Source organism: Flavobacterium sp. PL002, from assembly GCF_054165825.1.
In genome coordinates, this window is record NZ_CM135110.1 from 1,501,172 (window position 1) to 1,524,368 (window position 23,197).

Sequence of the window (23,197 nt, forward strand, 5' to 3'; positions counted from 1 at the left end):
GTTATAAATATAAAATTGGTAAAGCTATGATGTTGTATTGATGCTTTATTATGGGCACAGGTAAATACCTGCGCTAACGTTTTGAGTTATAAATAGAAAATTTGTAAACTTATGAAGTTGTATTGATGCTTTATTATGGGCACAGGTAAATACCTGCGCTAACTTTTTGAGTTATAAATAGAAAATTTGTAAACTTATGAAGTTGTATTGATGCTCTATTATGGGCACAGGTAAATACCTGCGCTAACGTTTGTGGTTGCAGAACATACAATTAACATCCTTTGATTTTACTATTATTAATAGCATCAATGATTCTATTTGTTTTCATTAAACCACTTGAGAGCCTTATCAAGTTAAACTTTACACAAAAATCAGCATCTGTTTTTAGTTCCCTACAAAAATCAATATTTTTATAAAATGAAAAAATCGATACTTACTCTTTGCGTTTTAGCCGCCGTTACAATTTCTTGTAATTCTAAAAAAGAAAATCAGGACGAAATTGTTAAAAAAGAAACTACTGAAACAGCTAAACCGTTGACTAAGGCAGATTCTATTATCAATACTGCTATAAAAGCTCATGGTGGTGATTTATACGCTAAAGCCGATTATTCATTTACTTTTAGAGATAAAAAATACCGCTTTAAAAATGACGGCAACAATTACGAATATTCATCTGAGGTACAAAAAGGAGATTCACTTATAAAAGATGTAATGATCAATAGTGATTTTACTCGTTACATTAACTCTCAAAAACAAAATCTTACTGCTGAAGATGCCGGTAAATATGGGGAATCATTGAATTCTGTTATTTATTTTGCTACGCTTCCGCACAAACTTCAAGATGCTTCTGTACATAAAAAGTATGTAGAAGAAACAACTATTAAAGGCAAAAAGTACGATGTAATCGAAGTAACTTTTGGTCAAGATGGTGGCGGAAAAGATTTTGATGACCAATACCACTATTGGATCAATAAAGAAACACACTTAATGGATTATTTTGCATACAATTACCAAGTCAATGAAGGTGGCGTGCGTTTTAGAGCAGCTTTCAATACAAGAGTAGTTGATGGTGTTACTTTTCAGGATTACATCAATTATGAAGCGCCGGTAAAAACGCCTTTGAAAAACTTACCCGCTTTATACGAACAAGCAAAATTAAAAGAAGCTTCAAAAATACTAACCGAAAACGTGGTTCATAATTAAAACTAAAAAAATTTCTTGTTAGCAGTAGTCGTCACGAGTAGCCCAGATAGCAGCGGCATCCTCTTGTGTTAGCGATAGCGGACACAAGAGATATAGCGAATAGCTGGAAATAGCTCCTGAAAAAATACCGCAAATTCGCAAATTAAAAATCATTAGCTATTGCTGTAACTTGAAATTAAATTAAGTAGTAGTAGTAGTAGTATTCAGCAAAACGCCTTTGAAAGATTTACCTGCTTTATACGAACAAGCTAAACTAAAAGAAGCTTCAAAAATCCTGACTGAAACCGTGGTCCATAATTAAAACTAAAAAAAATTTCTTGTTAACAGTAATCGTCACAAGTAGCCCAGATAGCAGCGGCATCCTCTTGTGGTAGCGATAGCAGACACAAGAGATATAGCGAATAGCTGGAAATAGCTCCTGAAAAAATACCGCAAATTCGCAAATTAAAAATAATTATGAAATCACTTTACTCTGGAACTCTAAAGATTTAAAAATCTGAAACTTTGAAGCTTTGAAACTCTGAAGCTTTGCAGCTTTGAAACTAAGAGACCAAGAAACTTTGCCACTTAGTCACTTTTCCGTACTTTTGCAAAAATAATTTTTCACACTTAAACCGTTTATAGCATGCAACTGTATAACACTTTAAGCGCAGAAGAAAGAGCCATCATGATTGATGATGCCGGAAAACAGAGACTTACTTTGTCTTTCTATGCTTATGCGCAAATTCAAGATCCAACACAATTTCGTAACGATTTATTCCGTGCTTGGGACCCGCTAGTGGTTCTTGGTCGAATTTATGTAGCCAAAGAGGGAATTAACGCTCAGTTATCACTTCCGGCAGATAACTTCTATGCTTTCAAGGATACAATCGAGCAGTATGATTTCATGCAAGGAATGCGATTGAATATTGCCGTAGAGCATGATGACCACTCGTTCTTAAAATTAACGATTAAGGTTCGTGACAAAATTGTTGCTGATGGTTTGAATGATGAAACTTTTGATGTGACCAACATTGGGGTGCATTTGAAAGCGAAGGAATTCAACACTATTTTAGACGATCCAAATACGATTGTGGTTGATTTCAGGAATCATTACGAAAGTGAAATTGGCTATTTCAAAGGAGCGATTACACCTGATGTAGATACATTTCGCGAATCATTACCTATCATCAACGAACAGTTAAAAGATTTTAAAGAAGATAAAAACTTAGTGATGTATTGCACCGGAGGAATTCGTTGTGAGAAGGCTTCGGCTTATTTTAAACACCAAGGTTTTAAAAATGTATACCAACTGGAAGGTGGAATTATTAACTACGCCAAACAAATCAAGGAGGAGAATTTAGAGAGTAAATTTATTGGTAAGAACTTTGTGTTTGATCACCGCTTAGGCGAAAGAATTACAGACGATATCGTATCTAAATGCCACCAATGCGGAAAGCCTTGTGATGTACACACCAATTGCATCAACGAAGGTTGCCATTTATTGTTTATTCAGTGTGAAGACTGCGCGCAGGCCATGCAAGGATGTTGTTCACAAGACTGTGTAGACGTGATTCACTTACCAGAAGAGGAGCAAAAAGCGATTCGTCGTGGCGTAAAAAACGGTAATAAGATTTTCAAAAAAGGAAAATCAGATGTGTTAACTTTCAAAAACAATGAAGCTAATGTAGATCCTTTAGCCTCAGTTCCTAATTTGGTCGATTTAACAAAGTCAAAAGCATTAGCTAAAAAAGAGCCAAAAATTAAGAAACAGTACATAGGCAGCGGAACGCATTTTTATCCAAAACCAAGTATTGGACAATTTTCTATTGAAGAAAATGAAATCAATGTGGGTGATACTATTTTAATTAAAGGAATGACTACCGGTGAACAACAAATTGTAATTACAGAAATGCAGGTTAACGATGTAAAAGCAGACAAAGCCGTTGCGGGTGATGTTTGTACCTTTAAATTACCTTTTAGGATACGATTATCAGATAAACTGTATAAGATTTTAGACTAAAATGATTGCTGATTTTTCAGTATTTGAGATTACAAAATTATTAGGATTTTAAAAATAAAAAAACAGCTGTAAAAGTGACTCTTACAGCTGTTTTTATTTAATTAAAGTTGCATTTCTTACCACCAACCTACGATCGTATAGTTAATAACTTCGGCTTTTGCATAAGCTAAAGAAATGTCTCTTGCAGCTTGCATTGCAGCTCTTTCTGCAGTGACGTCATCTTGATACACTTTCATTCTAAAATTCCATTCTCTTTTTTCATCGGCAAGAATTTTAGCAGCAATTTGGTTCGAAAAAGCTTGCGCTTCTTTGTAGCAACTAGCATTAGGATCTATCAAAGCTAAATATTCGCTAGCACTTGTTGCGCCATATTGATCTTGATTACTAGCCCAACTACTTTTGGCATTAGCCAAATTAACTTTACATTCTCTATCAATTTGTTGTTTGTAAATTACTTTTGTAATAGGAACTGCTTTTGCATAACACTCCTTACAAGCAGTTGGAATAGTTGCTAACTTGTACAAAGCGGCATCATATTGACCTTGTCCTGCTGCACTTTTAGCCTCTGTAATAATCGCATCACATTTTTTATTATAAAAGTCGATAATTTTTAGCTTCGCTTTATTGATAAAAACCTGATATTCAGGGTCATTAGTTTTAATATTTTTTAATGCGGCAATATAAGCTTTAGTTTCATTTGTCCCTACTCCTTTTACTGTAACAGAATAGGAAGAGAATTTGATTCCTTCCATACCGTCACCAATGTAAAAGTTAACCCCAAGCGTATAAGCCTGCATTGGTGGAGCTGTTGCGGTAATATCTTTAGACAAAACCTCAATATTTGCGGTTATAATAAACCTAGAATAAGCAGAACTAACTCCCATGCCATTAGCAGTGACAATTTGTGACAATTTATTTTCTAAATTATTTCTTGCAATATCAGTTAAACCTTCTACGCCGTCTGAAACATACGTACTTAATTCTATTTGCGAAGCTGCATCAACGGAATTGCTTTGCGCTTTGACTAATGAGACTACAAAGAGTAGTAAAATTGGAATTATCTTTTTCATAGTTATGATTTTTTTTTATTTTTCTCCTACAACAATAGAAGCTTGACCAAGACCTTTAGTCATCAACTTAGCTTCAATTTTATAAGTTTCTTTTAAATATTTTTGAAGTCCTTTAGCCCAAGCTCTTGCATCAATTGCTTTTCCAGTTGCGTCAAAAAGCGGAATTCTGACCTGTTCGAACAACATCATGTTTTCTGTTGCATCTGTAGTGCTAAAACGTCCTTTTACAGTATTTTTTTGAACCCATGATTCAATTTGAGTACCTAGTTCTTCCCCTGCATATTCAGTTTCAAAATCACCAGCGAAAGAGTCAAATTTCTTAACCCTTAAAGTAATCTCTCTACCGTTAGCAAATAAATCATCAAAGTGACTCATTAATTGTACATTAAAATTGTCAATTTGCGACAATACCGCTGTTTCTAACATAACTGGTAAAGTAGAACCGATTAATTCTTGACCAGTTCCAGATGCTCCCGCAACTTGTTTATCAGTATATGAATCTAAACCTTGAAGGTTAAAAGTAATAGAATGTTTAGGTCCTATGGTATTAACATTCCAAGTTACTTGCATGATAATATCAGCTTTAGCCACTTTTTTCAATTTGTCAATAGGACTTTCTACAACTGATGCACCCGTTTTTTTACCTGTTAGCATCGCATCTTCTGCAGATTCACTTTCTAATGATTTTAAAACAGATTCTAAATTTTTTAATGGAAAACCTCTAGAAGCCATTAACTCATTTATTTTACTAATTACTATTAGCAATGCGGCATCCTCTTGCACTGCTCTTTTGTAATCTGGCACTTGAACATAAGTTCCTTGATTATCAAAGTCAAGCATATACCCTCTTTGATTACACCAAACATCACTAGGAACTACCATAATTGTAGGTTTCTTAGCTTGTGCATTTACAGTCAATGCTGCATTAAAAAAAACTATTGCGAATAAAATTATTCTTTTCATTGTTATACTATTATTGTTATTATAAATTATGCTTTGCCTCTCTTTAGAAAAAAACTATTTATTTCAGTGAAGAATTAAAATCCACTAGAAAGTGATTTTATGATATTGGCTTTCTCTAAATCTTTTCTTAAGTCGGTAATATTTACCGCTACAATTACTCCAATTTTGTATTCTTTACCAATTTTCATTCTGTCCTCTGCCGCAACAGATCCATCATTTGAGAGAGAAACATATTTCATATAATCTCCTCCGTCATTAAAGAAAGGTTTGAAAAAATCTTCTTTTTCGTCCTCTAAGTTTAGGCTATTAGCCAAAGGGCTTTGTCCAGGAACACCTGATATTCCAGTAAAACCTTTAAAAATTATTCCGTGAATAGCGTTCTTTTTTGCTTGTTCCATTGCCACTTCGGGCTTTTTAGAATACGACCAAACTTTAATTAAATACGTTCCTTGAACACCTGTTTGAACAGCTTCTATCTCGTATCTCCATGCTTTTGTATCTTTGTCTGCTTTGCGAGACTGAGCTAAACTTATATTGACAAAAGACAACAATAAAAATAGTGCTGCAATAAATTTAATATTTTTCATTTGTATAGATTTAAAATTAAAATAATTTAAAAATCACACGAAACTTATTTAGACTATTCTAAAATAAAGGTTCCGTATGATTCTTAATTATAAGCTATTGATTAAAATTAATTGATTTGTCTAATTAACATTCCTGAGTAAAACTTCCCTCCTCCTTCAAGTAATGTTCCATCAAGAGCTTTTTTACTACCACCTTCATTATCCTCTTCTAAGAAACCTGCATTGAAACGGTTGTCCCAGATATTATCCTTATCTACTTTTATTGTACCTTTCTTTTTGTATTCGATAATTCCTGTTTTAGGATCCATGTTTGCTTCTAAAACTTCAAATTTCTCACCACCTTCTAAACCTTCTTTCATACCAATTTTGGCTTTTAAAGGACTTACAGAGTACAATGGAACTTTTGTTTTAAACACATCATATTTCTTTTGAAGTTTGGCGTACACATTATCGATATTTCTAACAACAGATAAATCTATGATCTCATTTTCTGTTCTTTTTTGAGAAAGAGAAAAAGTAACTAAACTTGTAGCGCTTTCAGAACCAACAAATTCTAATTGAAATAAATCACTTGAATCAAATTTTGCTTTCTTTGCAGCAGCAGTTGGGTCAGCAGCATTGTCTAACCAATAATCTTGATAAAAAGTATTGCTTGTAGCATCATCCCATTTTAATTTGTACAAGAAAGAAGTTGTCCAAACAGAATACCCTTCTTTTCCTTTATCGTACGCTTTGTCTGCAACTGCAATTGCTTTAGTACGCAACATAGCTACACTTAATTTATTGGCTGTTAAGATAGCTGCATCTCTGGCAACTCTGGCTACAGGCTCGTTTTCTATAAATTTCATTTTTGAAACAACTACAAACGTATTATTTAACAACTCTAAACCTGCGGTTACTAATAATGCGTTTCCTTCTGCAGATGCTGCTGCTGTTTTCATGTCTGTAAAAGACGCATTAATAAGTCCTCTTTCAGTAATTAACTGAATATCAAAAGTTCCATTAGCTTTTCTATTAAACCATTTAGCCACCATTTTATTGGCAATTTTATTTGATTTTAAGTATTGATCAATCATTGCAATCGTCTCTTCCTCAGAAGCACCTTCTTTTGCACCATACTTTTTACCATCAAAGGACTTAACACCAATGTTATGATTATCATATTTCTCAGGAAATGGAGCACTGTAATAGGCTTTAATCACTTCTTCCTTTTTAGGAAAATTATCTGATTCTATTAAAATAGTATGTAAAGAGCTTCGGCGATATTTAATATCTTTTAGATCTTTATTCCCTTGTGAAAAGCCGTTAAAACTTGCTACAGCTAAAATTAGTAAAAATGAACTTTTAAGTTTCATAAAATTTATTTGTTTCTTACTCTTGAGGATTTAGAGTTATTCCCCGTTTTTTAATGTGTTTTCTGGACTACACCTTTTTAATGAAATTTCAAAAAAAAAATCCCAATATAATCCTACACAGCAACACTTGTTTAATAAGTGTTTACTTGTTATAAGATTATACTAGGATTTTTGTTTTCAACGGCAAACCTAAGAATTTATTTAATAAAAAAATTCTTTTTTTTTAATTAAAAATACACTAATAGATACCATAGTAGATTTAAAATAGTCAAAGCGTTAAAACAATACGAAATAAACAATTTAAGTAAAACGTTAAATATCTTGATTTTATAAAATAACACAAAAATCTATAAACGGAATAAAACTATTCGAAAATAGAGGTTGAAACATTTAATCAAAAAATACTATCTTTACCCATTAAACGTTTTAAGAACTTAAGTTGTGCTCGTCGCAACACTATATATAAAATTATGGCATGTACAAGTTGTTCAACTTCTGATGGTGGCTCACCTAAGGGTTGTAAAAATAATGGAACTTGCGGCACCGATAGCTGCAATAAATTAACTGTTTTCGATTGGCTTTCTAATATGAGTTTACCTAACGGTGAAGCTCCTTTTGACTGTGTTGAAGTTCGTTTTAAAAATGGACGAAAAGAATTTTACCGCAATACTGAGAAACTAACTTTATCTATGGGTGACATTGTTGCTACAGTTGCTTCCCCAGGTCACGATATTGGAATTGTTACACTAACTGGAGAGTTAGTTAAAATCCAAATGAAGAAAAAAGGAGCAAATTACAATGGTAATGAAATTCCGAAAATATATAGAAAAGCATCTCAAAAAGACATTGACATTTGGTCAGCAGCTCGCGAGCGTGAAGAACCTATGAAAGTAAGAGCGCGTGAATTAGCCATTCAGCACAAACTAGAAATGAAAATATCTGATATTGAATTTCAAGGGGATGCATCCAAAGCTACTTTTTATTATACTGCAAATGATCGAGTAGACTTTAGAATGTTGATTAAAGATTTTGCTAAAGAATTCAGTACTAGAGTCGAAATGAAACAAGTAGGTTTCCGTCAAGAAGCAGCTCGTTTAGGAGGAATTGGATCTTGTGGACGCGAACTATGTTGTTCTACATGGTTAACCGATTTTAGAAGTGTAAATACCTCTGCAGCACGTTACCAACAATTGTCTTTAAACCCACAAAAATTAGCCGGTCAATGCGGTAAATTAAAGTGTTGTTTAAACTACGAATTAGACACTTACATGGATGCTTTAAAAGGTTTTCCTGATTTTGAAACAAAATTAGTGACTGAAAAAGGAGAAGCTATTTGTCAAAAACAAGATATTTTTAAAGGATTAATGTGGTTTGCTTACACGAATAATTTTGCAAACTGGCACATCCTTAAAATTGATAAGGTAAAAGAAATTATAGCCGAAAATAAATTAAAGATCAAAGTATCTGCTCTTGAAGATTATGCAATCGAAATCGTCCAGGAAACTGAAAAAGACTTTAATAATGCGATGGGACAAGAGAGTTTAACTCGTTTTGACCAACCTAAGAAAAGTAAGAGACCAAATAAAAAACCTAAAAAGGTAGGTGAAAATGTGATTGTAGCACAGCCTAAAAAAGCAGGCGATAATAAAATTATTGCTAATAACAAAAAGCCTGTTCATAAAAAACCAGTAACTGCAAACGAGAAAAAACCCGCTGCAACAGAACCTGCTGCAATAAGAAAACCAATAATTATTAAAAAAAATGAGACTAAAAAATAGCCTTTTAGTTCTTTTGATAACTGTAGTTCTTTTTTCATGTGATAAAAAAAGAGTTTTTGACGAATACAAATCTGTTGGAAGTGCTTGGCATAAAGACAATATTGTATCTTTTGATTTACCACAACTTGACTCTACTAAGAGGTACAATATGTTTATCAATATTAGGGACAATGACAATTACAAATACAATAACTTGTTTTTGATTGTTTCACTGGAATTACCAAACGGATATACAAAAATTGACACTCTAGAGTACGAAATGGCTGAACCTGATGGTACACTATTAGGAAATGGATTTACTGACATTAAGGAAAGTAAATTATTCTATAAAGATAACGTGCGTTTTAGAAGTACGTATAAAGTCAATATAAAACAAGCCGTTAGAGAAACAGGAAAAGTCCCTGGAGTTACGGAATTAGATGGAATCACAGAAGTAGGTTTACGAATAGAAAAAATAGAATAATAGTATATGGCTGCTAAAAAAAACAATCAAGGTAAAAATAATACTAACGATTACAAACGTTACACAAGGAATTTTTGGAAAATTTTCCTTTATGGCCTTGGAGCCGTAATTTTGTTTTTCCTATTTGCCTCATGGGGAATCTTTGGCGCAATGCCTTCCTTTGAAGATTTAGAAAATCCAGATTCGAACCTAGCTACAGAGATCATCTCTGCTGATGGTGTTGTTATTGGAAAATACTTCCAACAAAACCGCTCTCAATTAAGATATTCTGACTTACCTAAAAACTTTGTAGATGCACTAGTAGCTACAGAAGATGAGCGTTTCTATGAGCACTCTGGTATCGATGGTAGAGGAACTTTGCGAGCACTTTCTAATTTTGGAACTAATGGAGGTGCGAGTACGCTAACACAGCAATTAGCCAAACAATTGTTTCATGGAGAAGGGTCTAAATTCCTTCCGTTCAGAATTGTTCAAAAAATTAAAGAATGGGTTATCGCCATTAGACTAGAAAGACAATATACTAAAAACGAAATACTCGCCATGTATTGTAATGTTTACGATTTTGGTAATTTCTCTGTTGGAGTAAGCTCTGCAGCGCAAACGTATTTTTCTAAAACTCCTAAACAATTAAGCATCGATGAGTCTGCCATATTAGTTGGAATGTTCAAGAATTCTACTTTGTATAATCCTATTAGAAATATTCAAGGAGTTAAAAACAGAAGAAATGTAGTCTTAGCACAGATGCAAAAAAGTCACATGATTTCTAAAGAGGAAAAAGAAAAATTTCAGGCTTTACCAATCACTTTGCATTTTAAATTAGAAAGTCATCGAGAAGGAACCGCAACTTATTTTAGAGAGTACCTTCGTGAATACATGAAAAAATGGGCACAGGAGAATAAAAAACCAGATGGCTCTGATTATGATATCTACAAAGACGGTTTAAAAATATACACTACTATTGATTCTCGAATGCAATTACATGCGGAGGAAGCAGTAGCAGCGCATATGGCTAACTTACAAGAAGAGTTTTTTATCCAAGCTAAGAAGAACAAGAACGCTCCTTTTGTAAACATATCTGATAAGGAAACGCAACGCATTTTAACACAAGCAATGAAGTCTTCTAACAGATGGTCTGTGCTTAAATCATTAGAAAAAACTGACGAAGAAATTATAAAATCATTCAATGTAAAAACTAAAATGACTGTTTTTACTTGGAAGGGAGAGAAAGATACTATTATGACTCCTATTGATTCTATTCGTTATTACAAGCACTTTTTACAAACTGGTTTAATGGCAATGGAACCACAAACTGGAAGTATCAAAGCTTGGGTTGGAGGTATTAATTACAAATATTTCCAATACGATCACGTAGGTCAAGGAGCTAGACAAGTAGGATCTACCTTCAAACCATTTGTTTATGCTACTGCCATTGAGCAATTAAACATGTCTCCATGCGATTCTATTATTGATGCACCATTTACTATTCCAGTAGGCCGTCATCACGTTACTGCATCTTGGACACCACGTAACTCAAATAATAGGTACCTAGGTATGATTACTCTGAAAAAAGCATTAGCCAACTCTATTAATACTGTTTCGGCAAAATTAATGGATAAAGTAGGACCTGAAGCCGTAGTGGAGCTTACACATAAATTGGGTATAAAATCCAATATTCCATTGCAACCATCTATCGCTCTTGGAGCAGTAGACATCACTGTTGAAGATATGGTCGCTGCCTACAGCACCTTCGCAAATCAAGGAGTCTATAATAAACCCCAATTTTTATCACGCATAGAAGATAAAAGTGGCGTAGTTATCTACGAACCTATTCCAGAATCTCATGATGTATTGAATAAAGATATTGCCTTTGCAATCATAAAATTACTTGAAGGAGTAACTGAGGGTGGTTCAGGAAGTAGATTAAGAACTCAAGGTGGAGGAAATGGGTACAATAGAATTACAGGATATCCATACATGTTTAAAAACCCTATTGCAGGTAAAACAGGTACCACTCAAAACCAATCAGATGGTTGGTTCATGGGAATGGTTCCTAATCTTGTAACTGGTGTTTGGGTAGGTTGCGAAGACCGTTCGGCTCGTTTTAAAAGCATCACCTACGGACAAGGAGCAACTGCTGCATTACCTGTTTGGGGTTACTTCATGAAACTGTGCTATGCAGATAAAGACTTAAAAGTATCTAAAACTGAGTTCGAAAGACCTGCAAACCTTTCCATAAAAGTAGATTGTTATACCGCTCCAAAAGTTAAAGACACAACAGCTATTCAAAACACTGATGAGTTTGAATTCTAAAATTTTTAGAAGCTATTTCCAGCTCTCCGCTATATCTTTCTGGCTGAACCCCAGCCATAAAGGATGTCGCTTTGATCTGGGCTAAACAATAAGCTATTAATTACACTATTATAACCACAATATATGATTAATAAAAAAGTAAACAGTGTACAAGAAGCACTTGAAGGAGTACAAGACGGAATGACCATTATGTTAGGTGGTTTTGGACTGTGCGGTATACCAGAAAATGCCATTGCCGAACTTGTAATCAAAGAAACTAAAGAGCTTACCTGTATTTCTAACAATGCAGGAGTAGATGATTTTGGATTAGGATTGCTTTTGCAAAAGCGCCAAATCAAAAAAATGATCTCTTCTTACGTAGGTGAAAATGCCGAATTTGAACGTCAAATGCTGTCTGGTGAATTAGATGTCGAATTAACACCTCAAGGAACTCTTGCCGAAAAATGTCGTGCTGCACAAGCTGGTATTCCTGCCTTTTTCACACCTGCAGGATACGGAACCGAAGTAGCCGAAGGAAAAGAAGTTCGTGAATTTAACGGAAAAATGCACATCATGGAATTAGCCTATAAAGCTGATTTTGCCATCGTAAAAGCATGGAAAGGAGACGAAGCAGGAAACTTAATCTTTAAAGGAACCGCTCGTAACTTTAACGCTTGCATGGCTGGTGGCGCAAAAATCACAGTAGCCGAAGTAGAAGAACTTTTACCCGCAGGCTCATTAAACCCAAATGAAATTCATATTCCTGGTATCATGGTACAACGCATTTTTCAAGGAGAGAAATTTGAGAAAAGAATAGAGCAAAGAACGGTTAGACAAAAATAATCAACATCAATCCACAAAATTCAGGATTATTGCTCAGTAAAAAATGCAGTTAACCTTAATTCTTAATGGTTTAAATAAAAGTGATATGTTAGGAAAAGAAGAAATCGCAAAACGAATAGCTAAAGAAGTTAAAGACGGATATTACGTAAACTTAGGAATCGGAATCCCTACCTTAGTTGCTAATTATGTACGTAATGATATCGCTGTTGAATTTCAAAGCGAGAACGGTGTTCTGGGCATGGGTCCATTCCCATTTGAAGGAGAGGAAGACGCAGACATCATTAACGCTGGAAAACAAACCATAACCACCTTAGCAGGCGCATCCTTCTTTGATTCTGCTTTGAGTTTTGGAATGATTCGTTCACAAAAAGTAGATTTAACGATTCTTGGCGCTATGGAAGTAGCCGAAAATGGCGACATCGCTAACTGGAAAATTCCAGGGAAAATGGTAAAAGGAATGGGTGGCGCAATGGATCTCGTAGCCTCTGCCGAAAACATTATTGTTGCCATGATGCATGTTAACAAAAAAGGCGAATCAAAAATCCTAAAAAAATGCAGCTTACCATTAACTGGTGTAGGTTGTGTAAAAAAAGTAGTGACTGAACTTGCCGTATTAGAAGTAACTCCAAAAGGTTTTAAATTACTAGAAAGAGCTCCTGGCGTATCAGTAGATCATATTATTGCAGCTACTGAAGCTGATTTAATTATTGAAGGAGATATTCCAGAGATGCAAATAGATTAAAAACAACCTTTTTGTATAAACTTATAAGATGAATATTCCTTTTGATCCCATTGTTTTAGGTTACAAAATAAATATTCATCTTGTTTTTGAATACCTAGCCTTTTTTATTGGCTATCGGTATTATCTTTTTAGAAGAAAAAAAACCACTGATTCAATACAAACAACCAACAGACTCTCCATTATTCTTGGCGCAACTATAGGCGCTTTCTTGGGGTCAAGAATTTTTGGCTTTTTAGAGAACCCCATTTTACCAACCTCATTACCGTCTTTTATTGATTTATTGAACTATAAGACAATTATGGGCGGATTGTTTGGAGGCCTACTTGGAGTGGAACTAGCTAAAAAAATTATTGGAGAGAAAGAGTCTTCAGGAGACTTATTTGTTTTCCCAATAATTTTGGGTATTTTCATTGGTCGAATAGGCTGCTTTTTATCAGGCACAAATGAGTTTACGTACGGAAAAGAAACCACTTTTTTTCTGGGAATGAATTTAGGAGATGGTCTACAAAGGCATCCTTTGGCCTTGTATGAATTGGTATTTCTCGCCGTTCTATTCTACTTTCTAACCGTTCTAAAAAGAAAAAAATTACAAAACGGATTACTCTTTCAATATTTCATGATTTCTTATTTTGGATTCCGTTTTTTCATTGAATTCCTAAAACCTAATACTTTTTTTACATTTGGTTTAAGTTCTATACAAATCTTAAGTATAATTTGCTACATTTATTATTACAAAACAATTTTAAATTTATTCAAAAATGCCAGTTAGAGATTATACTTATTACGATTTCACTTTAAGCTTATGTCCGGAATGCTTAAAACGTATTGATGCAAAAATTGTTTTTCAAGACGACAATGTTTACATGCTTAAAAGATGTCCAGAACACGGAAATTCTAAAGTATTAATTGCAGATGATATTCCTTATTATAAGAACATCCGAAATTATAATAAACCCTCTGAGACGCCATACAAATTTAATACAAAAACGGATTATGGCTGTCCTTACGATTGTGGTTTATGTCCCGATCATGAGCAGCATTCTTGTTTAACTGTTGTTGAAATCACGGATAGATGTAATTTAAGCTGCCCTACTTGTTACGCCGGCTCCTCACCTACTTATGGAAGACACAGAACGTTGGACGAAGTAAAAGCCATGCTTGACACCATCGTTCGAAACGAAAAAGAACCTGATGTTGTACAAATAAGTGGCGGAGAACCCACCATTCATCCACAGTTTTTTGAGATTTTAGATTATGCAAAATCACTTCCAATTAAGCATTTAATGCTAAACACTAATGGGATTAAAATTGCCAAAGACAAAGAATTTGCAAAACAGTTAAGTACTTATGCCCCTGATTTTGAAATTTACTTACAATTTGATTCTTTCGAAAATAGTGTTTTAAAAGAATTAAGAGGAGCTGAATTAAATGACATTCGAAAACAAGCCATTGAAAATCTGAATGAACTTAATCTTTCTACTACCTTAGTTGTTACTTTACAAAAAGGATTAAATGACTCTGAAATTGGAAAAATAATCGAATTCGCTTTAAAGCAAAAATGCATTCGCGGCGTCACTTTTCAGCCTACACAAATTGCAGGACGATTAGAAAATTTCAATCCAGAGACCGACAGAATGACTTTGACGGAAGTAAGACGAAAAATTCTAGAACAAACATCCATTTTTAACCCTGATGATTTGTTGCCTGTACCATGTAATCCTGATGCTTTAGTTATGGGATACGCATTAAAATTAGGAGAAGAAGTTTTTCCATTAACTCGGTACATCAATCCAAATGACTTATTAGATAATAGCAAAAACACTATTATCTATGAACAAGATGATGTGCTACACGGTAAAATGATAGAATTGTTCAGTACAGGTAATTCCGTAACTGTAGCCGAAGAAAACTTAAAATCAATCTTGTGCTGTTTGCCTAATATTGAAGCTCCAAATCTAGGATACGACAATCTGTTTCGCATTATAATTATGCAATTTATAGACGCTTATAATTTTGATGTAAGAGCAATAAAAAAATCATGTGTTCACATTGTTGATAAAGACAACAAAATCATTCCTTTTGAAACCATGAATTTATTTTATAGAGACGATAAAAAAGAACGATTAGAAGAACTTAGAAAGCAACAAATATGATACAGTTAGAGGTAGGGAACTTAAATGGTATAGTAGTCATAATAGCATTAATTATGGTGGGGCCTCCTGTGGTTTTAACATTAATTGGGTTTGGGCTACAAAAAAATAACGCTAAGGCAGCAAAAGTATTTTATATTTTATCTGCTCTGTATTTACTAATAGGATTGGGTATCTGTGGAAGTATGATGGCTTAATTCAATTATAATAGAAAATATTTCTTAAAATACTAATTGACATAAGCAGTGTAAAAGTTACTTCGCTTACTTAAAACAACAAATAGGCTGTTCAAATGAACAGCCTGTTTGTTTATCTAATAATTAAAAAGCTACTATATTTTAAATTGAGTAAAAAATAGACATTTAAAAATGTATGAATATTCACAATTATTTTACTATAAAATCAAAACCTCATTTCTAAAAGAAATAGCATTTCTCTACGAAATCATAAATACTAAAACTTTTTATAAAAAAATTTAATTATCAGTTCGAGTAGTATGTAGAACTACTATTGAACCTCAACTAAGTTAACTATGACTAAAATTAGGTTGAATTATAATTATTTGGAGTATAATTTACATTAGCACCCTTTTTATTATTAACTAACTGAAATACAAATTACTAGCAATTATTACTTACTTAAGAAAAATCTTAATTTCATCAATTAATTAAAAACATCGCTTAACCCTCATTCTTACTAGAAAAAAAACAATTAAAATTATCTTTATGTTAATTTAATCACTTTAAATGTGATTTTTTTGTAAATATTTTGTTAAATTTGATTGCCCAAATTTTAATATTAATATAACCTACAAAAAATGAAAACAAAATTACTAGGAAAAATGGCTCTTGCCATAACGGTTTCCTTTTTGGCTTTTGAAGCACAAGGTCAGGAAACAAACAAAAATGTAAAAGAGAAAATCACCAATGAAAATGGCAAACCTTCTCTAATTGTGTTCACTGAAAAATCAACCTATAAAACCAGTGACTCACAAAAAACATTACAAGAACAGTTAGGGATAACAAATGATTCAAAATTTTCTCGAATCAAAGCAGAAACAGATAAATCTGGCTTCTTGCATGAAAAATACCAATTAAGCCATCAAGGTATAAAAGTTGAATTTGCAACTTATACTTTACATTCAAAAAGTGGTAAAATAACCTCAATGAGTGGTGAGTATTATGATACTCAAAATGCAAATATTATTCCAGCTATATCAAAAGAAACTGCATTTCAAAAAGCATTAAATCAAATAGGAGCTTCAAAATATCTTTGGGAAAATCCTGAAAGTGCTGCAGAAATTGGATACACTAAACCTGAGGGTGAACTAGTCCTTCTTCCAGAAATGGATCAAAAGAAAACGAAAAAAGAGGGACAAAAAATAACACTAGCATATAAATTTGACATTTATGCAACCAGCCCAATTAGTAGAGGTGATCTATACATTGACGCAAATACAGGCGAAGCGTTATTTTACAATGCTAGAATAAAACACATAGAAAAATACAGCCACAATAAAAATGCTTTAAGTACAATTACTGACAAAAAAACAAGTTTTGTTGCTGCAAATGCTGCTACACGTTATAGTGGAACACAAAGCATCCAAACTCAATTAAGCGGGTCTAGCTATATTTTATCTGATGCAACTCGTGGTAAAGGTATACAAACCTTCAATATGAATAAAAGCACCAATTATAATAGTGCAGTAAACTTTACTGATAACGATAATAACTGGACTAGTGCTGAATTTGATAATACAAATAAAGACAATGGTGCTCTAGACGCACACTGGGGCGCAGAAAAAACATATGATTATTGGTCAACTGTACATGGGCGAAACAGTTTTGACAATGCAGGAGCAGCGATAAAGAGCTATGTACATTACGATAATGCTTATGACAATGCTTACTGGAACGGTAGTGTAATGACTTATGGAGATGGTAGTGGTACTTATTTTGATGTATTGACATCAATTGATGTAGCCGCACATGAAATAGGCCATGCAATTTGCGAAAAAACTGCAAATTTAGCCTATCAAAAAGAATCGGGCGCAATGAATGAAGCATTCTCAGATATATGGGGAGCATGTATTGAATATTATGCAGCACCAACTAAAAATACATGGCTAATAGGAGAAGATATTGAAAGAAGATCCGGTCATGCAGCTTTACGTTCTATGAGTAATCCAAAATCAGAAGGGCAACCAGATACTTATGGAGGAACAAACTGGATAAACGTGAATTGTACTCCTGCAAAAGCTAATGATTATTGTGGTGTACATACAAATAGTGGTGTTTTGAATCATTGGTTTTACATCTTAGCTGTTGGAAAATCTGGAACAAACGATATTGGAAACACTTACGCGGTTACTGGTATAAATATAGACAAAGCAGCAAAAATAGCTTATCGAATAGAAAGTGTTTACCTTTCTGCCAATTCAAGTTTTGCAAATGCAAGAACATATGGAATACAATCTGCGGTTGAATTATATGGTGCAGGATCTGCAGAAGTAATCGCTACAACAAATGCATTTTATGCAATTGGAGTTGGTGCTGCGTATGGAGAAACCGCATATTGTGCTTCAAAAGGGAATAGTGTATCAGATGAATACATTAGTAAAGTAGCTTTGGGTACAATTAATAAAACATCAACGGGCGGAACCGGATACAGTGATTACACAGCTACTTCAACAACATTAGCAAAAAGTAGTTCAAATACGATTACAATTACTCCAGCATGGCCTGGGACAAGCTACGATGAAGGATATGCTGTATGGATTGATTACAATCAAAATGGAGATTTTTCAGATTCTGGAGAATTGGTATGGAGTAAAACAGCATCTAAAACGACTCCAGTTACTGGAACATTTACAGTTCCTAACACTGCAAAAAGCGGAGAAACTCGCATGAGGGTTTCAATGAAATACAATGCAATTCCTACTGCATGTGAGGCGTTTTCATATGGAGAAGTTGAAGACTATACCGTAAATATAACTAACGGATCTAGTGATACTACTGCACCAACAGCGCCAACAAGTTTAGCGGCATCAGGAACAACTGCTACAACAACAACATTATCATGGAATGCAGCAACTGACAATGTAGCTGTAACAGGATACGATGTTTATCAAGGATCAACATTAAAAGCAACTGTTACTACAACTACTTATTCAGTAACAGGATTAACAACTGGTACGGCTTACATTTATACTGTAAAAGCTAAAGATCTTGCTGGCAATGTCTCTGCAGCGAGTAACGCAGTTACTGTAACGCCTAAAGCTACATCATTGACCTATTGCACAAGCAAAGGAAATTCAGCTACTGATGAATATATTGATTATGTTAGCATAGGTGGTATTGCAAATACTACTGGAGCAAATGCAGGATACGGAAACTTTACTTCTCAAGTAGGTAACTTACCATATGGATCTAATACTATTATATTTAGTGCTGGATTTAGTGGATCATCCTATACTGAATATTGGAAAGTCTGGATTGATTACAATCAAAATGGAAGTTTTGAAACTTCAGAAGAAGCAGTAACAGGATCCTCTTCTAGCAGCGCAAATTTATCAAGTACATTTACAGTTCCTACTTCTGCTTTAGCTGGAACAACACGTATGAGAGTAGCTATGAAATATAATGCAACCCCAACAGCATGTGAAACTTTTTCTTATGGTGAAGTAGAAGATTATACTGTAAATATTGGCGGAAACGCAATCACTAGTTTCACTAGTTTGAATAATAGCACTGAATTAGGGGATGAACCTTCCATTTCTGACCTTTCGATGTATCCTAACCCTGTCAATAGTTACCTAAATGTACAAATGACAGATCAAAGAAAAGGAGACTATAGAATACTCAATCTTTTAGGACAAATGGTAGGTTCAGGTACACTTTCTAAAAATGAAATTAATGTCAGCCAATTGGATGCTGGTGTATATATCATTGAAGTAAATGACGGACAAAAAACCACAACAAAAAAGATTTACAAAAACTAAAATTTTAAATTTATAATAGAAAAGCCTCACATTATTGTGAGGCTTTTTTTGATTATAATACATTGGTTTTAGATTAATTACTCATCAATACTTCTAGATTTCATTAAGACAATCAAAGCACATGCCTTGTTTAATCCCCTTTTGGTATCGCTTCAATTAACTTCTTAGTGTATTCTTTTTGAGGGTTTGCATACAATTCGTCAGCATCAGCCATTTCCTCAATTTTCCCTTTGTTCATAACAAGTACTTGGTCACTCATGTATTTCACTACAGCCAAATCATGGGAGATAAATACATACGTAAATCCAAAATTCTCTTTTAACTCATTTAAAAGGTTCAAAACTTGCGCCTGGACTGAAATATCTAAAGCAGAAACTGATTCGTCACAAACGATTAATTTAGGCTGTAAAGCTATTGTTCTCGCAATTCCTATTCGTTGTCTTTGCCCACCAGAAAACTCATGTGGATATCTATTAAAATATTCAGCTCCTAAACCTACTCTTTCAAGAATTTCAATAGTCTTTTCTTTCCTCTCTTTATCATTTTTATGCAAACCATGTACTTTCATAGGTTCCATAATGGCTTTACCAATAGGAATTCGTGGGTTTAGTGACGAATATGGGTCTTGAAAAATAATCTGAATTTCTTTTCTCAAAGTTTTAATTGCAGTTCCACTTAGCTTTGTAATATCCTGACCTCGGTATAGAATTTGACCTGCAGTAGCTTTATCTAATTGTAAAATTGCATTTCCTAAAGTCGATTTCCCACAGCCGCTTTCTCCCACTAAACCTAGTGTTTCACCTTCATACAATTTAAAACTAACATCGTCAACCGCTTTAAAACCTATTTTCTTGCCAAAAATACCTACTGTGGATAAATATTCTTTTTCAACATTAATAACTTCTAAAATAGGGGCTTGTTTATATAATTTATCATGAAATTGAGCACGATCTTCAGGAGATACAATCTCCGTATTGATTTGATTATTCAAAAAATCTTGAATTGTAGGCAGTCTTTTTAAACGCACCTCTAGCGATGGTCTTGAAGCAATTAAAGCTTTTGTATAATTATGTTCGGGATTTTTGAATATCTTTTTTACTTCACCTTGTTCTACAATTTGACCTTTGTACATCACTAAAACACGGTGGGCAATTTCAGATACTAAAGACAAATCATGAGAAATGAATATAATACTCATTCCTGTTTCTTGCTGTATGTCTTTTAATAATTGTATGATTTCTTTTTGAACTGTAACATCAAGTGCTGTAGTAGGTTCATCTGCAATAAGCAACATTGGTTTACAGGCAATTGCCATAGCAATCATCACTCTTTGCTTTTGTCCACCTGATATTTCATGAGGATATTTATCAAAAATAAGTTCCGGATTTGGTAACTTTACTTTTTCAAAAAGCGACAGTGTTTCTACCTTAGAAGCTGACTTAGATAATGACGCATGCTGTAAAAGAATTTCTTGAACTTGAAAACCACATTTTAATGATGGATTCAAAGAACTCATTGGTTCTTGAAAAATCATCGCTATATCATTTCCTCTCAATTTTTGTAATTCTTGATCAGATAAATGGGCAACATTTTTACCATCAAAAAGAATTTGACCATTAGTTATTTTCGAAATATTTACTGGCAACAATCCCATGATTGCTAATGAAGAAACTGACTTACCAGATCCTGATTCACCTACAATGCCTAGGATTTCATTTTCTCTTAAATCGTAACTAATTGTATTAATCACAGCAGAGTAAACGCCTTCTTTTTTAAAAGAAATTTCTAAATTTTCTATGGATAGTAGTTGCTTGTTCATGTGGGTAAAAGTAAGGATTTCAAGGGTAAATTAAATAACTCTTACGACTTTAAACGTGAATAATTTCATCCTCTATTAATAAATCCTCTTGACGTAAGCGAAGAAATATTTGTGCTACAGCAATGGTATCTTTTTCACAATAGGTTACAATACGATCAATGTCTTTTTCTACATAAAACACATGTCCAACTTGGCTACCATCAATATCTCCCTTTGGAGAAGGTATGCCAAGCACTTTACACATCAATTTTAAAGAAGTAAAATGCTTATAATCACCAAACTTCCATAATTCTAATGTATCTAAATGCGGAATCTCCCAAGGCTTTTTCCCAAACAGATTGAGTTTATTTGGAATTGCAATTTTGTTTATAATCATGCGCCTTGCTAAAAACGGAATATCAAATTCCTTTGCATTATGGCCACATAAAACATGTTGTGGTTGGTTAAAATGATTGTTTAATAAATTATTAAAATCTTTCAAAACTGTAACCTCATCACCGAAAAAAGACGTTACTCTAAAATTACGAACATCACCTTTATTCGCAAAATAACCAACTGAAATACAAATAATTTTACCAAACTCAGCCCAAATTCCGGCGCGGTCATAAAAATCTTCTGGCGTATATTCGTCTTTGCGCTGGTATTGCGTTTTGTTTTCCCAAAGTGCTTTCATCTCTGAATCTAAACTATTAAAGTCAGCGGTTTCTGGAACGGTTTCTATATCCAAGAATAGAATATTATTGAGATTGATTTTTTCTATCATAAATTTCATTTTGAACACTCACCTCTCCAATTTATAAAAGACAGCGTATATTGCTAAGTTGAGTTTACCAAATATAAGTAAAAAAGAGCAATCTACATTTAATGATGACCATGTTGTGCTTAAAACAAACTTTGTTGTTTTGTAGGGTTTTCATGTTCCAAAAGCCATTTTTTACGCCACAGTCCTCCTGCATAGCCAGTAAGCGACCCATCAGAACCAATGACTCTATGACACGGAACAACAATCCAAAGTGGGTTTTTACCATTTGCAGAAGCTACAGCCCGTATGGCCTTCACATCACCAAGTGTTTTGGCTTGTTCTAGATAAGTTCTCGTTTTTCCGTGGAGAATAGTCAGTAAGTTGTTCCAAACTTTTTTTTGGAAATCAGTACCTTTAGGATTTAATTTAAAAGTAAAATTGGTTCTTTTATTTTCGAAATATTCATTGATTTGCTGAACAGCTTCTTGCAAATCTATTGGAATCACTGTAGAAACGGCCCCTTCATCAGAAACAGTAATAGCTGTAATTCCATTTTTATCACCAGTAAGCATGGCAGTACCAAGCGGAGTTTTTATGTAGGCTGTTTCCATTATATAAAGATAAATAATATTTATTAGTAATACTGTAAAACAAAAAAAGGCCTACAAGGAATATCCTGTAGGCCGATTAAAAGAGCTAGTGTAAATCTTAGTTTTCTAGCCCTTTTACCCAAAGTATGGGGAATAGTAGCAAAGCCTTAAAATCTCTTTATAAATTATTTTAAATTAGAATATATATATGCCTCTAATCCTTGTAATTCTTCTGCAGACATTGCTTTAGTAATTGCAAAATTTGCTTTCATTACCTCATACTGAGTTGGATCAACTAAAGGTTTTGCATCGTCTTTTAAGAAAGCTATGATATTACCTCCCTTGGCTTTATAAACAGACGCAATCTCTTGAACACTAGGCCCAATTAATTTAGAATCTACTTTATGACATGTTGCACAAGTCCCTTTTCCGTTAAAAATAGTTTCTCCTAATTTTTCTGGGGTTTGTACTTCTACCTGCATACCTTCTGAGGAAGCTTCTGTATTTGCCGCTGGCTCTTGTTTACCAAATGATTCTGTTTCTTGTTTTTTACAAGCGAAAGCTAGAAAAACGATTCCAATAAAGATTAATTTTTTCATAA

The 23,197-nt window shown here is 33.7% G+C and carries 19 protein-coding genes; 11 read left to right on the forward strand and 8 right to left on the reverse strand.

The genetic code is table 11. The annotated features are described in order from the left end of the window. Window positions 1–417 precede the first annotated feature (417 nt). Window positions 418–1,203, forward strand: a complete 786-nt coding sequence (locus ACVEGE_RS06555; protein ID WP_192500794.1) for a DUF6503 family protein — start codon at window positions 418–420, stop codon at window positions 1,201–1,203. Between the two features lie 625 nt (window positions 1,204–1,828). Further along, window positions 1,829–3,205, forward strand: a complete 1,377-nt coding sequence (gene trhO / locus ACVEGE_RS06560; protein ID WP_173855454.1) for an oxygen-dependent tRNA uridine(34) hydroxylase TrhO — start codon at window positions 1,829–1,831, stop codon at window positions 3,203–3,205. 116 nt (window positions 3,206–3,321) lie between these two features. Here the strand turns inward: trhO and ACVEGE_RS06565 are convergent, their stop codons facing one another. The 4 genes from ACVEGE_RS06565 to ACVEGE_RS06580 form a co-directional block, all read right to left on the reverse strand. Next, window positions 3,322–4,275: a hypothetical protein gene (locus ACVEGE_RS06565; RefSeq protein ID WP_192500795.1), complete on the reverse strand. Its 954-nt coding sequence runs from the start codon at window positions 4,273–4,275 to the stop codon at window positions 3,322–3,324. Window positions 4,276–4,290: 15 nt separating this feature from the next. Continuing rightward, window positions 4,291–5,238, reverse strand: a complete 948-nt coding sequence (locus ACVEGE_RS06570) for a DUF6175 family protein (RefSeq protein ID WP_173851694.1) — start codon at window positions 5,236–5,238, stop codon at window positions 4,291–4,293. A gap of 74 nt (window positions 5,239–5,312) precedes the next feature. Beyond that, on the reverse strand, window positions 5,313–5,825 hold the full coding sequence (locus tag ACVEGE_RS06575; protein WP_173851692.1) for a hypothetical protein: 513 nt from the start codon (window positions 5,823–5,825) through the stop codon (window positions 5,313–5,315). 107 nt (window positions 5,826–5,932) lie between these two features. Continuing rightward, window positions 5,933–7,180, reverse strand: a complete 1,248-nt coding sequence (locus ACVEGE_RS06580; protein WP_173851690.1) for a hypothetical protein — start codon at window positions 7,178–7,180, stop codon at window positions 5,933–5,935. 470 nt (window positions 7,181–7,650) lie between these two features. On the opposite strand from ACVEGE_RS06580, the gene ACVEGE_RS06585 reads away from it, so the two are divergent. From ACVEGE_RS06585 to ACVEGE_RS06625, 9 genes are all read left to right on the forward strand, one after another. Then, window positions 7,651–8,958 (forward strand): PSP1 domain-containing protein, encoded by a 1,308-nt coding sequence (locus ACVEGE_RS06585; RefSeq protein WP_173855451.1) that lies wholly within the window; start codon window positions 7,651–7,653, stop codon window positions 8,956–8,958. Next, complete coding sequence (locus ACVEGE_RS06590) at window positions 8,942–9,421, forward strand: gliding motility lipoprotein GldH (RefSeq protein ID WP_173855450.1); 480 nt, start codon at window positions 8,942–8,944, stop codon at window positions 9,419–9,421. Before ACVEGE_RS06585 ends, ACVEGE_RS06590 begins: the two co-directional genes overlap by 17 nt. A gap of 6 nt (window positions 9,422–9,427) precedes the next feature. Continuing rightward, entirely contained in the window at window positions 9,428–11,731 is a 2,304-nt protein-coding gene (locus tag ACVEGE_RS06595) for a penicillin-binding protein 1A (protein ID WP_192500796.1), read from the forward strand. Window positions 11,732–11,854: 123 nt separating this feature from the next. Continuing rightward, complete coding sequence (locus ACVEGE_RS06600; protein WP_173851682.1) at window positions 11,855–12,553, forward strand: CoA transferase subunit A; 699 nt, start codon at window positions 11,855–11,857, stop codon at window positions 12,551–12,553. Window positions 12,554–12,638: 85 nt separating this feature from the next. Continuing rightward, entirely contained in the window at window positions 12,639–13,295 is a 657-nt protein-coding gene (locus ACVEGE_RS06605) for a 3-oxoacid CoA-transferase subunit B (protein WP_173855511.1), read from the forward strand. Window positions 13,296–13,323: 28 nt separating this feature from the next. Further along, window positions 13,324–14,064, forward strand: coding sequence for a prolipoprotein diacylglyceryl transferase (locus tag ACVEGE_RS06610; protein ID WP_173851680.1), 741 nt, complete (start codon window positions 13,324–13,326; stop codon window positions 14,062–14,064). After that, complete coding sequence (locus ACVEGE_RS06615) at window positions 14,054–15,448, forward strand: radical SAM protein (protein ID WP_192500797.1); 1,395 nt, start codon at window positions 14,054–14,056, stop codon at window positions 15,446–15,448. The genes ACVEGE_RS06610 and ACVEGE_RS06615 overlap by 11 nt, the downstream gene beginning before the upstream one ends. Further along, complete coding sequence (locus tag ACVEGE_RS06620) at window positions 15,445–15,642, forward strand: hypothetical protein (RefSeq protein ID WP_173851676.1); 198 nt, start codon at window positions 15,445–15,447, stop codon at window positions 15,640–15,642. The genes ACVEGE_RS06615 and ACVEGE_RS06620 overlap by 4 nt, the downstream gene beginning before the upstream one ends. Before the next feature lie 620 nt (window positions 15,643–16,262). Further along, window positions 16,263–19,445, forward strand: coding sequence for a M4 family metallopeptidase (locus ACVEGE_RS06625; RefSeq protein ID WP_192500798.1), 3,183 nt, complete (start codon window positions 16,263–16,265; stop codon window positions 19,443–19,445). A gap of 130 nt (window positions 19,446–19,575) precedes the next feature. Here ACVEGE_RS06625 and ACVEGE_RS06630 read toward each other — a convergent pair whose 3' ends face one another. From ACVEGE_RS06630 to ACVEGE_RS06645, 4 genes are all read right to left on the reverse strand, one after another. After that, window positions 19,576–21,264, reverse strand: coding sequence for an ABC transporter ATP-binding protein (locus tag ACVEGE_RS06630; protein WP_192500799.1), 1,689 nt, complete (start codon window positions 21,262–21,264; stop codon window positions 19,576–19,578). A 49-nt stretch (window positions 21,265–21,313) separates the two neighbouring features. Continuing rightward, window positions 21,314–22,027 (reverse strand): 3'-5' exonuclease, encoded by a 714-nt coding sequence (locus ACVEGE_RS06635; RefSeq protein WP_173855443.1) that lies wholly within the window; start codon window positions 22,025–22,027, stop codon window positions 21,314–21,316. Between the two features lie 119 nt (window positions 22,028–22,146). Then, the gene (locus ACVEGE_RS06640; RefSeq protein WP_192500800.1) at window positions 22,147–22,617 is read right to left on the reverse strand and encodes a methylated-DNA--[protein]-cysteine S-methyltransferase; all 471 of its coding nucleotides are present in this window, start codon (window positions 22,615–22,617) and stop codon (window positions 22,147–22,149) included. Between the two features lie 164 nt (window positions 22,618–22,781). Then, window positions 22,782–23,195, reverse strand: coding sequence for a c-type cytochrome (locus tag ACVEGE_RS06645; RefSeq protein ID WP_192500801.1), 414 nt, complete (start codon window positions 23,193–23,195; stop codon window positions 22,782–22,784). Window positions 23,196–23,197: the final 2 nt, after the last annotated feature.

Bases quoted from the DNA above. Each gene is read 5' to 3' on its own strand.
- ACVEGE_RS06555 (WP_192500794.1), top strand. From the start codon at position 418: ATGAAAAAATCGATACTTACTCTTTGCGTTTTAGCCGCCGTTACAATT.
- trhO (WP_173855454.1), top strand. From the start codon at position 1,829: ATGCAACTGTATAACACTTTAAGCGCAGAAGAAAGAGCCATCATGATT.
- ACVEGE_RS06565 (WP_192500795.1), bottom strand. From the start codon at position 4,275: ATGAAAAAGATAATTCCAATTTTACTACTCTTTGTAGTCTCATTAGTC.
- ACVEGE_RS06570 (WP_173851694.1), bottom strand. From the start codon at position 5,238: ATGAAAAGAATAATTTTATTCGCAATAGTTTTTTTTAATGCAGCATTG.
- ACVEGE_RS06575 (WP_173851692.1), bottom strand. From the start codon at position 5,825: ATGAAAAATATTAAATTTATTGCAGCACTATTTTTATTGTTGTCTTTT.
- ACVEGE_RS06580 (WP_173851690.1), bottom strand. From the start codon at position 7,180: ATGAAACTTAAAAGTTCATTTTTACTAATTTTAGCTGTAGCAAGTTTT.
- ACVEGE_RS06585 (WP_173855451.1), top strand. From the start codon at position 7,651: ATGGCATGTACAAGTTGTTCAACTTCTGATGGTGGCTCACCTAAGGGT.
- ACVEGE_RS06590 (WP_173855450.1), top strand. From the start codon at position 8,942: ATGAGACTAAAAAATAGCCTTTTAGTTCTTTTGATAACTGTAGTTCTT.
- ACVEGE_RS06595 (WP_192500796.1), top strand. From the start codon at position 9,428: ATGGCTGCTAAAAAAAACAATCAAGGTAAAAATAATACTAACGATTAC.
- ACVEGE_RS06600 (WP_173851682.1), top strand. From the start codon at position 11,855: ATGATTAATAAAAAAGTAAACAGTGTACAAGAAGCACTTGAAGGAGTA.
- ACVEGE_RS06605 (WP_173855511.1), top strand. From the start codon at position 12,639: ATGTTAGGAAAAGAAGAAATCGCAAAACGAATAGCTAAAGAAGTTAAA.
- ACVEGE_RS06610 (WP_173851680.1), top strand. From the start codon at position 13,324: ATGAATATTCCTTTTGATCCCATTGTTTTAGGTTACAAAATAAATATT.
- ACVEGE_RS06615 (WP_192500797.1), top strand. From the start codon at position 14,054: ATGCCAGTTAGAGATTATACTTATTACGATTTCACTTTAAGCTTATGT.
- ACVEGE_RS06620 (WP_173851676.1), top strand. From the start codon at position 15,445: ATGATACAGTTAGAGGTAGGGAACTTAAATGGTATAGTAGTCATAATA.
- ACVEGE_RS06625 (WP_192500798.1), top strand. From the start codon at position 16,263: ATGAAAACAAAATTACTAGGAAAAATGGCTCTTGCCATAACGGTTTCC.
- ACVEGE_RS06630 (WP_192500799.1), bottom strand. From the start codon at position 21,264: ATGAACAAGCAACTACTATCCATAGAAAATTTAGAAATTTCTTTTAAA.
- ACVEGE_RS06635 (WP_173855443.1), bottom strand. From the start codon at position 22,027: ATGATAGAAAAAATCAATCTCAATAATATTCTATTCTTGGATATAGAA.
- ACVEGE_RS06640 (WP_192500800.1), bottom strand. From the start codon at position 22,617: ATGGAAACAGCCTACATAAAAACTCCGCTTGGTACTGCCATGCTTACT.
- ACVEGE_RS06645 (WP_192500801.1), bottom strand. From the start codon at position 23,195: ATGAAAAAATTAATCTTTATTGGAATCGTTTTTCTAGCTTTCGCTTGT.